Genomic DNA, 13,780 nt, shown 5'->3' on the forward strand with positions numbered 1-13,780 from the left:
GTCGACGCATGTTTCAGAATGCTCCGGCTTTTTTCCAGCCCAGATAGCGTGTCACCAAGGCGGCCCCCAGTTCCGAAGGCAAGGTGTCCAGCAGCGACAAACCCTGTGCGGCCAAGCGGTCATGCAGCTCGTTTCGAGTGTTGAGGTAGTCGATCGTACCGCTGTAGGCGAGCGCTTCGGGCAAGGTTTGCACGGGTGCCTGACGCAGTTGGTCGAGGACTTCCTCGCGCAGGCTGGCTACCAGCACCCGGTGTTGTCGGCTGATGCGCTTGACCGCAGCCATCAGGGCTTCATCATCCTCATCCCGCAAGTTGGTCACGACAATCACTAGCGCCCTGCGTTTTTGCCGAGCCAGCAATTGGCTGGCGGCAGCCTCGTAGTCGGCTGTGCGTCGGGTGGTGTCCAGGTCGTAAACCGCGTTGAGCAGCAGGTTCAACTGGCTGCTTCCCTTGACCGGGGCCAGGTAGCGTGGCGGATCGCTGGCAAAGGTGCACAACCCCACGGCATCACCCTGGCGTAACGCTACGTAGCTGAGCAGCAGGCAGGCGTTGAGCGCGTGGTCGAAATGCGATAACTCGCCGTCCTGGCTGCGCATGCGTCTGCCGCAATCGAGCATGAACACGATTTGCTGGTCACGCTCATCCTGGTACTCGCGTGCGATGGGGGTGCGTTGCCGGGCAGTGGCTTTCCAATCGATCTGACGCAGGCTGTCGCCTTCACGAAATTCGCGCAGTTGATGAAACTCCAGCCCCAGGCCCCTGCGTTGGCGTTGTCGCACGCCGAGTTGGCTCAGCCAGTTATCCACACCCAACAGCTGTGCACCGTACAAACGGGCAAAGTCGGGGTAGACGCGGGTGGTGTCATTCACCTCGACAAACCGTCGTGCCGACCATAGCCCAAGCGGGCTGGGCAGGTGGACCTCACAGCGGCTGAAACTGAAATGCCCACGACGCAGAGGGCGCAAGCGGTAGCCCAGCTCGCTGCGTTCGCCGGGGCGCACTATTATGGATTGGGGCAGGTTCTCCACGCTCAGGCCATCGGGCGTGTGGTCGAACACGTGCACCGTCAGGGGCTGTGAGAAGCCGTGTGCCAGGCTCAGGCGTACTTCACCCCAACGTCCGAGTGCCAGGCTGCCAGGCATCTGCCGTTCGATCTGAACGGGGGGCCTGCGACGCAACCGCACAGCATCCAGAAGTGACAGCAATAACAGCGCGAGCAACAGGCCCCAGGCAATCGAGTGCAGGGTGCCGGGTACCTTGAGCTGCAAGGCTTCAGCCGCGCCGAGCAGGATGTTCAGGCCTAGCAGCACACCCAGCCAGCTTAACAACAGTCGGGTCGGCTTCATGAGGGCGTCACTGTCGAGGTGCCGGAATCTGGTCCAGCATCTGTTTGAGCACCTGGTCTACTTCCAGCCCATCGATGTCCAGCTCCGGTGCAATACGTACCCGATGGCGCAGTACAGCCAATGCGCAGCCCTTGATGTCATCCGGGGTGACGAATTCCCCGCCACGCAACAAGGCCCGGGCCCGGGCGCCGCGCACCAGGGCAATGGAGGCCCGCGGGCCGGCGCCCAGGGTCAAGCCTGGCCAACTGCGCGTGGCACGGGCCAGGCGCACGGCGTAGTCGAGCACCTGTTCGTCCAGGGCCAGCTCACTGGCGATCTCCTGAAGACGCAGCACGTCTTGAGCCTGAAGCACAGTGCGCAGCGGCTGCACGTCGAGCATGTCGGCCCTGGAGGAGCGGGTGACCTCGCGCACCATGTCCAGTTCCTGGCTGGCATCGGGGTAGTCCATGCGCACCTTGAGCATGAACCGGTCCAGCTCGGCCTCAGGCAAGGGGTAGGTGCCTTCCTGTTCGATGGGGTTCTGAGTGGCCAGCACCATGAACGGTTGCCCGATGGGCAGTGCTTCACCTTCAAGGGTGACCTGGCGCTCCTGCATCGCTTCAAGCAACGCGGCCTGGGTCTTGGCAGGTGCACGGTTGATTTCGTCGGCCAACAACAGGTGAGTGAACAGTGGGCCTTTGCGCAACTTGAACTGCTCGCTGTGCAAGTCGTACACGGCATGGCCGGTGACGTCGCTGGGCATCAGGTCGGGGGTGAACTGAATACGCGCGAAATCACCACCAAAACACCGCGCCAACGCACGCACCAGCAACGTCTTGCCGAGGCCGGGTACGCCTTCGAGCAGCACGTGGCCACCGGCGATCAAGGCGGTCAGCACATCGTCAATCACCGGGTCCTGGCCGATCACCGCCTTGCGCAATTCGATGCGCAGGGCCTGTGCTTGCTGGCTGGCGTGTAGCAGGTGTTCGGAGGTCATAGCCGTTGGAAAATCGCTCATAAGGCATTCCTGAGAGTTTGCAGGCACGCCACCTGACGACTGAAATCGGCGCTGTTGAGCCGTTTTTCGCCAAGTGGACCAAGGGCCTGGCTGATGACGTGTGAGGGTTGGTGCGTCAGGCGTTCAAGCACCTGCCACTGTTCTGCCGTTTCAAGGTGCTCGAAGCCTGGGTGGCGTCGGCGAGCGGCGCGTTGAATGTCTTGTTGCAAAGCGCGTAGCAAGGCGCCTTGGCCACCGCGACGCAGCAAGAAATCGGCACTGGCCTGCAGGTGTTCCTGCAACTGGCGACGGGCCTTGGGCGCCGGCGCCGTGATAGGGCCTTGATGCACGCCGGCCTGCCAGAGCCCCAGGGCAATCAGCGCGACAAGGGCCACCAGCGCCTGGGGGAAGTAACGCATCAACAGCGTGAGCAGGCTGTCCACGTCGGTATGGAACAGCAGCGTCACGTCAGTCCCCTGGTTCAGATACCAGAGCAGCCAGGCATTGTCATACTGGCCGATACTCGGGTTTTTCCACAGGTCGCTGTCGGTTACCACCGTCACGCGGCCGTCCCCGAAATCCAGTTGCATCAAGTGGCTGGATTTGGCGCTGTTGGCGGAAAACTGCGCCAGGTGCTTGGGGTCGGTGAGGTTGAAGTCGGTGTCGAAGTTGAAATAGGCCGGCGCGGTTTCATTGTCGACATACAGCTTGGTCAGGTCCGGCGCTTTCTTCTTTCTCGGGGAGGCCGGTTCGTCGAATGCCTCGCTCAATGCCTGATGAATATTCAGGCGATCAAGCAGCAGGTCACCGCTGCTACCTGCCTCTTCATCCCACAACGCTTCGGCGACCACCAGCAGATGGCCGCCGGACTTTGCCCAGGCGAGCAGTTGGCTCACCTGGCCAGGTGTCATATTGCTGCGTTCACCCAGTAGCAAAAGGCTGTTGCCCTTGGGGGGCAGGGCGGCGAGCGGTTCAAGGCTATTGGCATGGGTTACGGTCAGGCCTTGCTGGCGCAGGAAGTGCTCGGCTGCAAGATAAGGGTTCGCCCGGGCCTCCGGCGATGGTCCACGGTCGACGACTTCTTCATAGGGGATTGCCTTGTGCCAGGCGTAAAACGCGCCGGCACCCAGCAGGCATGTCAGCAGCAGACCGATCCACAGTAAAAACCGATTCATCGTACGGCTCCCGAGCTGAACAATGCGCGCCAGTCGCTGCACAGTTTTTGCTGGGTTGTGACCGGGGGCAGGCGGTGACCGTAGGCGAGGTTCTGCCAGTGGCGCGTCAGTTCATCACTGAAGGCCAGCAACTGCGGTTGTTGCAGGTGGTGAACGCGTTCCAGGACCTGGCCTTCGGTGTCGGCGTCTTTGAGTGGCAGGTGGAAGTCGTGCAGCAGGCGACTGAGCAAGCCGCGATACAGCAAGCCAAGGGCTTCCCTGGGACGCGTGGCCCAGAGTGCTTCGGCGGTACCTGCGATGTCCTCGGGCAAGGTTTCGAGGCCCAGGTCGAGGCCGAACAATTGGGCGGGGGCCGGCTTGGGCATTTTGTGCGGGAGTGTGGGGCGTCGGCTGACGAAGGCGCGAAGCCAGTCCCTATAGCGCCAGACCAGCAGCGCCAGACCGCCGATCAGCACGCTCCACAGGATGACCTCCAAGCCCTGGGCAGCGTGCTTGAAGGTATTGCTGTTGAAACTGTCCAGCAGGGCCTGCAGCCAGGCGGGTAATTGACCTTCACCGTGCGCGCGGTTTTTGACGGCGGTTTTTTCCTCACCGAAACGATACCGCGTGACGGTTTCCGGGTTCTTGAAGGGCGGCTTTTCCATTTGCGCCTTGATGGCCTGGCTCGCAGCTTGGGTACTCAGTTGCGTGTGGCTATTGGGCTCCTCGGCCCAGGCCGGAGGGCTGGCCTGTACGAGCAGCAGCCCGACCACCAGCAACATCAACATCGCAACGCTGCCCAGGCGTTGGCGCAGACGGCGAAACACCAGCTCCAAGTCCCAGGCTTCCAGCACGGTGCGGCGGTTGAGGTAGAGGCTGAAGCCGCAGGCGACGTAGATGGGCTCCCAGAATATCAACACCAACGCATAGAACGCGTTACCCAGATGCTCCAGCCACAGGCCTTCGGAGGCGGTTGCAAGTGCCAGCCGTTGCCAGTCCCAGTCCAGTTCGACTTCTTGAGGAATGAAGAAGTAGAACAGGGCCATGCAGCCGAACCACAGGCCGATTTCCAGATGCATTCCAAGGAGGGTGAGCCAGCGTGCAGCCCCGGCGTTGTGTTGCAGCAACACGCCTAGGCGTCGCTGGCGTGCCTGGCCGTCCAGTCCTTCGAGTTGGCTGACTGGCAACAGGAAGCTGCGACTGAGGCTGAACCGACGCCAGGTCAGGCTGACCAGCAACTGGCCCTTGAGCAACTTTGGCCAGTGGCGCACCGCTTGCCTCAGGCTTGGGGCGTCACCAAACAATGCCGTGGACAGGATGTACAGGGGGAGGCGGTCGAAGGCGGGCTTGAGCCACCAGAACAGGATCATGGCGAGGGTGGGGAAGTCCCAGAGCAAGACGGTAAGCAGTGCAAATACCGGCAAGGTAATCAGCGCCCAACTGCCCATCAACAGCCCACGGTGCTGACGCGCCATGAGCACGCCAAGGTCCATGGCTTCCCAGGTGGTGCGCGGGCGGATCACTACGCTGGCATCACTCAGGCGCATGGGATACCCGCCCGGCAAACGTCAGGTAGGCTGCCACCAGCAGCCAGAGTGCGGCGCCTGCCAGGTACTTGACCCAGGGCGCGATCGTTGTGGTGGAAGACCAGTAGGCCTCGATGAAGGCTGCGATCAGCAGGAATATCATGACGCCGCAGAGCATCTGTACGCTTTTGCGGGCTGCCAGGCGCAGGGATTCACCTCGGGTCAGTCGTCCCGGGGCAATCAGTGCCCAGCCCAGTTGCAAGCCCGCCGCGCCCGCGAGGGCAATGGCCGTCAGTTCGAAGGCGCCGTGCCCGATGACAAACGACCAGAAGGTCTGGCCGTAGCCGATATCGGTCAGGTGCCCGGAGATTGCGCCGATGATCAAGCCGTTGAATATGAGGAAGAACACGCTGCCCAGGCCAAACAGCAAGCCGGCCGCGAACGTCTGGAAGGCGATGCCGATGTTGTGCATCACGTAGTAGCCGAACATCATCCAGTCTTCACTGGATGCACGCTCGGCGGCACGGCCGAGGCGGCTGGCGTTGGGGTTGTACATGGCCTGCATCTCGGCGACCTGCTGGGGGCTGACGATGCTGTAGATCAGGTCGGGAAACAGGTAGACCAGCAAGGCGATGCCCACCAGGCTGGCAAAGAACAGCAGGCTGGCGATCAATACGAAACGCCATTGCTCCCGTACCAGCCGCGGAAAGCCTGCCAGGATGAAACCCAGGACATTAGCGGTCAGTTGGCTACGATGGCGATACAGCTGTTGATGGCCTCGCAGGGCGAGTTGCTGCAGTGGATCGACCAGGTAGCTGCTATAGCCTCGCTCCTGGGCGAGTGCTAGATGCTGGCACAGCCTTCGATAGTGGTGGGGGAACTCGGCCATGTCACTCGCCTTGGCCTTGCCTTGCTCCAACTGATTCAGTTGTTCGGCAAAGGCCTGCCATTGGGGTTGGTGACGGCTTTCGAACAGGCTCTGCTTCATGCTGGCCCCAACAGTCCGCGCGCCACACCATTGAGTTGCTCGACGGCACGGGCCGGAGACACCTGCAGGGGCGTGGCGAGGATGGAGGCCAGTTCATGCACTCGTTCGGCAGACAGCTCACCCTGGCGTTCGGCAAAGCCAAGGATCGCCCGCTGCTCGCTCAACTCCAGTGGGAACGGCAGGCGCAAGGCTTGGGCCTGGGGCACCTGAGGGCGAGCCAGTGGCCGTTCGCGGTAGACCACCAGCGTGCCCGCAGCCAGGTCGCCAAGGCGTTTGAAATGGGGGTGTTGCAGGCAACTGATGGCGCCCAGGAAGTAGCCGAAGGGCAGCATGTCGACAAAACGCAGCAGGTTACGGATAAGTGACGCGGACCAGCCCACTGGCGTACCGTCGTCTTGCACCACCCGCAGGCCCATGACCTGCTTGCCGGGGGAGCAGCCCTGGTTCAGCACCTCGAACAGCACCATGTACCACCAACTGACCAGGAACAGCAGCAACGAGCCCAGGCCGATACCGATGTTGCCCAGGAGGGCCAGAGGTATGAGCAGGATACCCATGATCAGCCCGCGCACCCCCAGGTCAAAGGCAAAGGCCACTGCACGTGGCAGCAGGCCGGCAGGGCGCAAGGGCAGATCGATACCCTCCGGGGTCTCGATCTGGTAGCGGGTATCCAACGGAACTGATGGCATTGCGATCCTTGGCAGTGCAGAGCGGCTGAGTGACACGGATGCTAGCAGTGTCGACGGTGGAAGCAACCATTCAAGTTTTTACTGGGTATTTGTACAGTAATCTATCGCTGGCCTCTGACGCCTTGCAGCGCCTAGACTTTGCCGATCTTCAGTACAGGAACAGCCCGTGACCACCATTTTCTGGTACGACTACGAAACCACCGGCATCAACCCGCGCAGCGATCGCCCGCTGCAGGTTGCCGGGATTCGTACCGATCTCGAACTCAACGAGGTCGGCCCACCGGTCAATCTTCATTGCCAGCTCAGCGATGACATCCTGCCGCACCCGGCCGCGTGCGCGATCACCGGTATCACGCCTGGCGTCCTGGCGCAGAAGGGGTTGGCGGAAGCCGACTTCATGACCCGGGTGCACGCCGAACTGGCTGCTCCGGGAACCTGCGGTGCCGGCTATAACACCCTGCGGTTTGACGATGAGATGACGCGCTACAGCTTGTACCGCAACTTTTTCGATCCTTACGCCCGTGAATGGCAGGGTGGCAATAGCCGTTGGGACCTGATCGATGTGGTTCGCACCGCCTACGCGCTGCGACCTGAAGGGATCGTCTGGCCCGAACAGGATGGGCGCGTCACCCTGAAACTGGAGCGACTGACCGAGGCCAACGGCATCGACCATGGGCAGGCTCACGATGCGCTGTCCGATGTGCGTGCCACCATCGCCCTGGCGCGTCTGGTCCGAGAGAAACAGCCCAAGTTGTATGAGTGGCTGTTTCAACTGCGCAGCAAGCAACGGGTGATGGATCAGGTGCGCCTGCTGCAACCGATGGTGCACATTTCGGGGAGATTTTCTGCCGAGCGTCATTACCTGGGTATCGTGCTGCCGCTGGCCTGGCACCCACGCAATCGCAATGCGCTGATCGTGTGTGATCTGGGGCTGGATCCACAAGGCTTGCTGGACCTTGATGCCGATACGTTGCGCCGACGCCTTTACACGCGTCGTGATGAATTGGCCGACGGCGAATTGCCGGTGCCGCTCAAGTTGGTGCATATCAACCGTTGCCCGGTGGTCGCCCCATTGAATGTGCTGCGTGGGCCGGACCTCCAGCGGCTTGAGCTGGATAAGGAGACTTGCCTGGCAAGGGCGCTGCGACTAACTGACGCACAGGAAGTGTGGCGGGACAAGTTGGCAGCCATTTACGCCGAGGAAGATTTCGAACCGAGTGCGGACCCGGAGCAGCAGCTCTACGATGGATTTATCGGTGATCGTGATCGTCGTTTATGTGAACAAGTGCGAGCAGCTGAACCACTGCAACTCGCGCGTGAGCAGTGGCCTTTCGATGATCATCGTTTGCCGGAATTATTGTTTCGCTACCGTGCGCGTAACTTTCCTGAAACCTTGAACAGCGAGGAGCAACAGCGCTGGAAACTTTTTTGTCAGCAGCGTTTGTCGAGCGCGGAATGGGGAGCGCCCAATACCCTTGAGGCATTTAAACAGGCCGCTGAGGAGTTGGTTGTTAGTGCTACGCCGTTTCAGCGTCAGGTACTCGACCAATGGCAGGTGTATGCCGACTCTTTAGCGGCTCGCCTGAATCTGTAATCGGGTAACAACAAAATACCCAGGCAATAAAAAACGCCAGCAAGCTGGCGTTTTTAATGTGTTGCGTATCAGGTTAACACGCGATGAGGCTTAGCCCAGCAGGGTTGCCCAGCCTTCAACCACGTCACCGCCCCACTTGGATTTCCACTCTTTCAGGGTCTTGTGATTGCCGCCTTTGGTTTCAATCACTTCGCCGTTGTGTGGGTTCTTGTATTGCTTGACCTTGCGAGCGCGCTTGGTGCCAGTAGTTTTCACAGCACCGCGTGGCGCTTTAACTTTTGACTCTGGATCCAGCAGCGCGATGATGTCGCGAAGGGATTTGGAGTATTCACCCATCAGGGCGCGCAGTTTACCTTCGAATTCCAGCTCGGTTTGCAGCTTGTCGTCTTGGGACAGGTTCTTCAAACGGGCTTGCAGCTCTTTGATAGCTTCTTCGGTGGCACGGTATTCGTTGATCAGAGACATGGGGACTACCTTATGTAGAGCGCGGGTTGAACAAGGGGAGTGGGGCAATAATAGTCAGGCAATTTCGTCAAGTAAACATTTAACAAGGCATTTATGTGAATTACTTTGAATGTTTGTGGCGAAGCTATGCAATCGAGTTAATTAGTAGGTCGTAGGCCTAAAGATAATCGCCGTTGTTTTTTGATATTTCCCTGATCTTGCCGTTGTACCGCCATGTAGCAAGGGTAAAACCTTACGCTATTAAGGGGTGTGGCTGGCACGGGGGATCAGAATAAGCCACAAGGAATACTGCAGATTTTCTGCGCAATCGCTAGAATGGCGGCCTTTGCGAAGTTCTGGAGTTTCCCCCTAATGCGCACTTTTCGGCTGGTGATTGCTTGCCCGGACCGGGTTGGCATCGTTGCCAAGGTCAGTAACTTTCTGGCTTCCCACAACGGTTGGATCACCGAGGCGAGCCATCACTCGGACAATCTCAGCGGTTGGTTCTTCATGCGTCACGAGATTCGTGCCGATACGTTGCCGTTTGGTCTTGAAGCGTTTCGCGAGGCCTTTGCGCCCATCGCCGAAGAGTTCTCGATGACCTGGCAGATCACCGACACCGAGCAGAAAAAACGCGTGGTGCTGATGGCCAGTCGTGAGTCCCACTGCCTGGCCGATCTGCTGCACCGCTGGCACAGCGACGAGCTGGACTGTGAGATCGCCTGTGTGATCTCCAACCACGACGACCTGCGCAGCATGGTCGAATGGCACGGCATCCCGTACTACCACGTCCCGGTAAACCCGCAGGACAAGGAGCCGGCGTTCGCCGAGGTCTCCCGCCTGGTCAAGCAGCATGAGGCGGATGTGGTGGTGCTGGCGCGCTACATGCAGATCCTGCCACCGGAGTTGTGCCGTGAATACGCCGGCAAGGTGATCAACATTCACCACAGCTTCCTGCCGTCGTTCATTGGTGCCAAGCCTTACCATCAGGCCTCCCTGCGTGGCGTGAAGCTGATTGGCGCGACGTGCCACTACGTCACCGAGGAACTGGACGCCGGCCCGATCATCGAGCAGGACGTGGTACGTGTGAGCCACAGTGACAGCATCGAAGACATGGTGCGTTTCGGCCGTGACGTCGAGAAGATGGTCCTGGCCCGTGGCTTGCGTTACCACCTGGAAGACCGCGTGCTGGTGCACGGCAACAAGACCGTCGTGTTCTGATCCAAGGGTTTTGATTGAAGAATGAAGGGCCTGGGCGTTAAATCGTCCCAGGCCCTTTTTCTTTGTTGGGCGCAGAGGTTTAGAGCATGAGCGATCCACTGGATAAGGCCACTTCCAAGGCCCCGGCCACCCTGGGAGAGGGCTGTTTGAGCCGGTTTGACCCGGAAGAACTGAGCAGCGACGACGGCACCGAATTTCCGGGTGCCGCCGAGCTGTGGGAGCAAGAGAAGGGCAAGGCCGAACCGGAGGGTAAGTAACGCCCCGCGCGGGTCAGATCCGGAAACTGCCCACCAGTTGTTTCAGGCGCGCCGCCTGTTGTTCCAGGTCGGCACAGGCCCGCAGGGTGGATTGCAGGTTTTCGACGCCTTCCTGATTGAGGGTGTTGATCTCGGTGATGTCCATGTTGATCGACTCGACCACCGAGGTCTGTTCTTCAGTGGCGGTGGCCACCGATTGGTTCATGCCGTCGATCTCGCCAATGCGCAGGGTCACGCTGTTCAGGCGCTCACCGGCCAGGTTGGCGATCTCTACGCTGTCTTGGCTATGGCGCTGGCTTTCGCCCATGGTGCTGACCGAATCCCGGGCACCGACCTGCAACTCTTCGATCATCTTCTGCACCTGTTGCGCCGATTCCTGGGTGCGATGGGCCAGGTTGCGCACTTCATCGGCCACCACGGCGAACCCGCGACCCGCTTCCCCGGCACGGGCCGCTTCGATGGCGGCGTTGAGTGCCAGCAAGTTGGTTTGCTGGGAGATGCTGGTAATCACCTCGAGAATCTGCCCGATATTGACCGTCTTGCTGTTGAGCGCTTCGATATTGCTGCTCGAAGCACTGATCATTTCGGACAACTGGTTCATGGCCTTGATATTGCGCTCCACCACCTGCTGGCCATCTTCGGCCAGGTGCCGCGCATCGCTGGCCTGGTGCGAGGCTTGCGCCGCATTGCGCGCGATTTCCTGGGCAGCGGCGCCCAGTTCATTGATGGCCGCCGCCACGCTGTTGGTGCGGTTGGCCTGCTCGTCGGAATTGATCATCGATGAGTTGGAAGCGCTCACCACCCGCAGTGCCACTTCATTGACCTGCTCGGTCGCTGAGGACACTTCGCGGATCGACGTATGAATGCGCTCCACGAAGCGGTTGAACGCGTTCCCTAGGGTGCCGAATTCGTCGTGGTTCTGAATGGCCAGGCGGCGTGTCAGGTCACCTTCACCGTCAGCGATGTCTTGCATGGCGCGGGTCATCACGTGCAGCGGTTGCAGCAGGATGCGGATCAACATGCCGAGCAGGGCGATGATGATCACCACAGCAATGAACGTGGCAATCACCGCCGAGGTGCGGAATTCGCTGAGCATGGCGAAGGATTTGTCTTTATCCACCGAAATGCCGAGGTACCAGTTCACCGAGGGTAGACCCTTGATCGGTGTAAAGGTCACGATGTTGTCCTTGCCGTTGGCCTCGACTTCGCTGAAGCCGGTGCTGATGGTCGGCGTGTTTTTTGGGTACACGTCGGCCAGCGTCTTCATCACCAGGTTTTTGTCCGGGTGTACCAAGACCTTGCCATCGGCGCTGACCAGGAAGGCATAACCCATGCCGCCGAAGTTCAGCGCGCCAATGTTATCCACCAGGGTTTGCAAGCTCAGGTCGCCGCCCACGACGCCAATGCTCTGGGCGCCCTGGGTGCTGGGCGTGGCGATGGAAATGATCAGTTTGCCGGTCGCGGCATCGATGTAGGGCTCGGTGAGCGTCGAGCCGTTGCTGGCCTGGGCGCCTTTGTACCAGGGGCGAACACGCGGGTCGAAGCCGTCCGGCATCTTGGTGTCAGGGCGGATGGTGAACGCGCCTTTACTGTCACCCACGTAGGTCGCCATGAAGGATGACGTCAGGGCTTTCTGTTCGAGCATCTTGGCAACGGCGGAGGGTTCCGGGTTGATGGCGATGTTCTGTGCGGCGTTTTCAACCAGGGCAATGCGCCCGGTGAGCCAGGTTTGGATGTTGCTGGCGGTGACATCACCCATTTCATGCAAGTAGTTGTTGAGGTCGTCGCGAATGGCGTTGCGTTGCAGGTAGTCGTTGTAGAGGGTAAACAGCGCAAATGCGGCGATGACGATAAGGGAGGCTGCAAGCAGGATTTTGTGGCTGAAGCGCAGATTTTTATTCATGGCTTGTAGGGTCCGCTAAGGTCTTATTATCCGAAGCGCGTCCTTATGGGATGCGCAAAATGGCAGCGTCAAAAAAGGTGTGATATTTCTTGCGATAGCTCCGTTGGTCCCTGTAGGAACTATCCGACCTATTTTTAGACTTTGTGGGTCTCACACCTCTCTATATCGACCTGGCGGCACTAAAGATTAACCAGAGGTGACGAAATGCCTGATACCACGCAACTCCTTATCGGCGCGGGCCTGGACGGCCAACCCATCGCCCAGGCCATGCGCTTGGCCAACCGCCATGGGCTGATTGCCGGTGCGACCGGCACGGGCAAGACCGTCACCTTGCAACGCCTGACGGAAGCCTTCAGCGACGCGGGCGTCGCGGTGTTCGCGGCTGATATCAAGGGCGACCTGTGTGGCCTCGGGGCCGCAGCCAACCCGCAGGGCAAGGTGGCCGAGCGCATCGCCGGCATGCCTTTCCTGGGGTACACCGCCAAGGCCTACCCTGTGACGTTGTGGGACATCCATGGGCAGTCCGGTCATCCATTGCGCACCACCATCAGCGAAATGGGCCCATTGTTGCTCGGCGCACTGCTGGAACTCACCGACAGCCAACAGTCGGCGCTCTACGCGACCTTCAAGGTGGCCGACCGCGAAGGTTTGCTGCTGCTGGACCTCAAGGACCTCAAGGCGCTGCTCAACCACCTGCGCTACCACCCGGAATTGCTGGGCGAGGACGCGGCGCTGATGACCACCGGCTCCAGCCAGGCCCTGCTGCGGCGCCTGGCGGTCCTGGAGCAACAGGGCGCCGAGGCCTTGTTTGGCGAGCCGGCCCTGCAGCTTGAAGACATCCTGCAACCCGCCAGTGATGGGCGAGGGCGTATCCACCTGCTCGACGCCAGCCGCCTGGTGCATGAGGCGCCCAAGGTGTACGCGACCTTCCTGCTGTGGCTGTTGGCGGAGTTGTTCGAGCAATTGCCCGAACGCGGCGATGCCGACAAGCCGTTGCTGGCGCTGTTTTTTGATGAGGCCCACTTGCTGTTTGCCGATACGCCCAAGGCGTTGCAGGAGCGGTTGGAGCAAGTGGTGCGCTTGATTCGCTCCAAAGGTGTCGGCGTTTACTTTGTCACACAGTCTCCGGGGGATTTGCCTGACACGGTCTTGGCGCAATTGGGCCTGCGCATCCAGCACGGCCTGCGGGCGTTCACCACCAAGGAGCAGAAGTCCCTGCGGGCAGTGGCAGACGGTTTTCGGCCGAACCCCACCTTCGATACCCTGGCGGTGCTGACCGAGCTGGGCACAGGTGAGGCGTTGGTGGGCACGCTGCAGGAAAAAGGCACGCCGGAAGTCGTCCAGCGCGTACTGGTGGCGCCGCCGCAGTCGCGTATCGGGCCGCTCAGCGAGGCCGAACGCGCGGCGCTGATTGCCAGTTCACCGTTGCTGGGGCGCTATGACAAACCGATTGACCGGGAGTCGGCCTATGAAGTGCTGATGGCACGCAAAGACCTGGGGACGACGGAAGAGGCCAAGCCGGCTACCGAAGAGCCAAGTTTCACGGACAAGGCGGGGGCCTTTCTGGGCACTACGGCGGGCAAGGCGCTGAAATCCGCGATGCAGCAGGCGGCCAATCAGATGGGACGCCAGTTGGTGCGGGGGTTGTTGGGATCGTTGCTGGGTGGCAGCAAGCGCAAGTAG

At 60.5% G+C, this 13,780-nt stretch carries 12 protein-coding genes and 1 pseudogene; 4 read left to right on the forward strand and 9 right to left on the reverse strand.

Going from position 1 to position 13,780, the window contains the following annotated elements; translation table 11 throughout:
* Positions 1–13 precede the first annotated feature (13 nt).
* From HX803_RS15385 to HX803_RS15410, 6 genes are read right to left on the reverse strand one after another with little or no spacing between them, the layout of a single operon-like run.
* A complete protein-coding gene (locus tag HX803_RS15385) occupies positions 14–1,345 on the reverse strand; it encodes a DUF58 domain-containing protein (RefSeq protein WP_178921752.1) in 1,332 nt (443 codons plus the stop codon).
* A gap of 7 nt (positions 1,346–1,352) precedes the next feature.
* Positions 1,353–2,342: a MoxR family ATPase gene (locus HX803_RS15390; RefSeq protein ID WP_178921754.1), complete on the reverse strand. Its 990-nt coding sequence runs from the start codon at positions 2,340–2,342 to the stop codon at positions 1,353–1,355.
* Positions 2,339–3,496: a DUF4350 domain-containing protein gene (locus HX803_RS15395; RefSeq protein WP_178921756.1), complete on the reverse strand. Its 1,158-nt coding sequence runs from the start codon at positions 3,494–3,496 to the stop codon at positions 2,339–2,341. Before HX803_RS15395 ends, HX803_RS15390 begins: the two co-directional genes overlap by 4 nt.
* On the reverse strand, positions 3,493–5,022 hold the full coding sequence (locus tag HX803_RS15400; protein WP_178921758.1) for a DUF4129 domain-containing protein: 1,530 nt from the start codon (positions 5,020–5,022) through the stop codon (positions 3,493–3,495). Before HX803_RS15400 ends, HX803_RS15395 begins: the two co-directional genes overlap by 4 nt.
* Positions 5,009–5,989, reverse strand: coding sequence for a stage II sporulation protein M (locus HX803_RS15405; protein ID WP_178921760.1), 981 nt, complete (start codon positions 5,987–5,989; stop codon positions 5,009–5,011). Before HX803_RS15405 ends, HX803_RS15400 begins: the two co-directional genes overlap by 14 nt.
* Complete coding sequence (locus tag HX803_RS15410; RefSeq protein WP_178921762.1) at positions 5,986–6,678, reverse strand: RDD family protein; 693 nt, start codon at positions 6,676–6,678, stop codon at positions 5,986–5,988. Before HX803_RS15410 ends, HX803_RS15405 begins: the two co-directional genes overlap by 4 nt.
* Positions 6,679–6,844: 166 nt before the next feature.
* Between HX803_RS15410 and sbcB the strand changes: the two genes are divergently transcribed.
* A complete protein-coding gene (gene sbcB / locus HX803_RS15415) occupies positions 6,845–8,272 on the forward strand; it encodes an exodeoxyribonuclease I (RefSeq protein ID WP_178921764.1) in 1,428 nt (475 codons plus the stop codon).
* Between the two features lie 90 nt (positions 8,273–8,362).
* Here sbcB and mvaT read toward each other — a convergent pair whose 3' ends face one another.
* Positions 8,363–8,737, reverse strand: coding sequence for a histone-like nucleoid-structuring protein MvaT (gene mvaT, locus HX803_RS15420; RefSeq protein WP_178921766.1), 375 nt, complete (start codon positions 8,735–8,737; stop codon positions 8,363–8,365).
* Positions 8,738–9,088: 351 nt separating this feature from the next.
* Between mvaT and purU the strand changes: the two genes are divergently transcribed.
* Together purU and HX803_RS15430 are read left to right on the forward strand one after the other, a co-directional pair.
* Entirely contained in the window at positions 9,089–9,937 is an 849-nt protein-coding gene (purU, locus tag HX803_RS15425; RefSeq protein ID WP_176994328.1) for a formyltetrahydrofolate deformylase, read from the forward strand.
* 86 nt (positions 9,938–10,023) lie between these two features.
* On the forward strand, positions 10,024–10,194 hold the full coding sequence (locus HX803_RS15430; protein WP_178921768.1) for a hypothetical protein: 171 nt from the start codon (positions 10,024–10,026) through the stop codon (positions 10,192–10,194).
* A gap of 13 nt (positions 10,195–10,207) precedes the next feature.
* On the opposite strand, the gene HX803_RS33120 is transcribed toward HX803_RS15430, so the two are convergent.
* Positions 10,208–10,972 (reverse strand): methyl-accepting chemotaxis protein, encoded by a 765-nt coding sequence (locus HX803_RS33120; protein WP_372339916.1) that lies wholly within the window; start codon positions 10,970–10,972, stop codon positions 10,208–10,210.
* Positions 10,973–11,065: 93 nt separating this feature from the next.
* Positions 11,066–12,097, reverse strand: a pseudogene (locus HX803_RS33125) (cache and HAMP domain-containing protein); the annotation flags it as partial.
* 204 nt (positions 12,098–12,301) lie between these two features.
* Between HX803_RS33125 and HX803_RS15440 the strand changes: the two are divergent.
* Complete coding sequence (locus tag HX803_RS15440) at positions 12,302–13,780, forward strand: helicase HerA-like domain-containing protein (protein WP_178921772.1); 1,479 nt, start codon at positions 12,302–12,304, stop codon at positions 13,778–13,780.

The sequence above is a fragment of the Pseudomonas sp. P7548 genome (assembly GCF_013386585.1).
GTDB lineage: Bacteria > Pseudomonadota > Gammaproteobacteria > Pseudomonadales > Pseudomonadaceae > Aquipseudomonas.

Excerpts from the sequence above, each read along its gene's own strand:
- HX803_RS15385 (WP_178921752.1), bottom strand. The coding sequence starts at position 1,345 with ATGAAGCCGACCCGACTGTTGTTAAGCTGGCTGGGTGTGCTGCTAGGC.
- HX803_RS15390 (WP_178921754.1), bottom strand. The coding sequence starts at position 2,342 with ATGAGCGATTTTCCAACGGCTATGACCTCCGAACACCTGCTACACGCC.
- HX803_RS15395 (WP_178921756.1), bottom strand. The coding sequence starts at position 3,496 with ATGAATCGGTTTTTACTGTGGATCGGTCTGCTGCTGACATGCCTGCTG.
- HX803_RS15400 (WP_178921758.1), bottom strand. The coding sequence starts at position 5,022 with ATGCGCCTGAGTGATGCCAGCGTAGTGATCCGCCCGCGCACCACCTGG.
- HX803_RS15405 (WP_178921760.1), bottom strand. The coding sequence starts at position 5,989 with ATGAAGCAGAGCCTGTTCGAAAGCCGTCACCAACCCCAATGGCAGGCC.
- HX803_RS15410 (WP_178921762.1), bottom strand. The coding sequence starts at position 6,678 with ATGCCATCAGTTCCGTTGGATACCCGCTACCAGATCGAGACCCCGGAG.
- mvaT (WP_178921766.1), bottom strand. The coding sequence starts at position 8,737 with ATGTCTCTGATCAACGAATACCGTGCCACCGAAGAAGCTATCAAAGAG.
- purU (WP_176994328.1), top strand. The coding sequence starts at position 9,089 with ATGCGCACTTTTCGGCTGGTGATTGCTTGCCCGGACCGGGTTGGCATC.
- HX803_RS15430 (WP_178921768.1), top strand. The coding sequence starts at position 10,024 with ATGAGCGATCCACTGGATAAGGCCACTTCCAAGGCCCCGGCCACCCTG.
- HX803_RS33120 (WP_372339916.1), bottom strand. The coding sequence starts at position 10,972 with ATGATCAATTCCGACGAGCAGGCCAACCGCACCAACAGCGTGGCGGCG.
- HX803_RS15440 (WP_178921772.1), top strand. The coding sequence starts at position 12,302 with ATGCCTGATACCACGCAACTCCTTATCGGCGCGGGCCTGGACGGCCAA.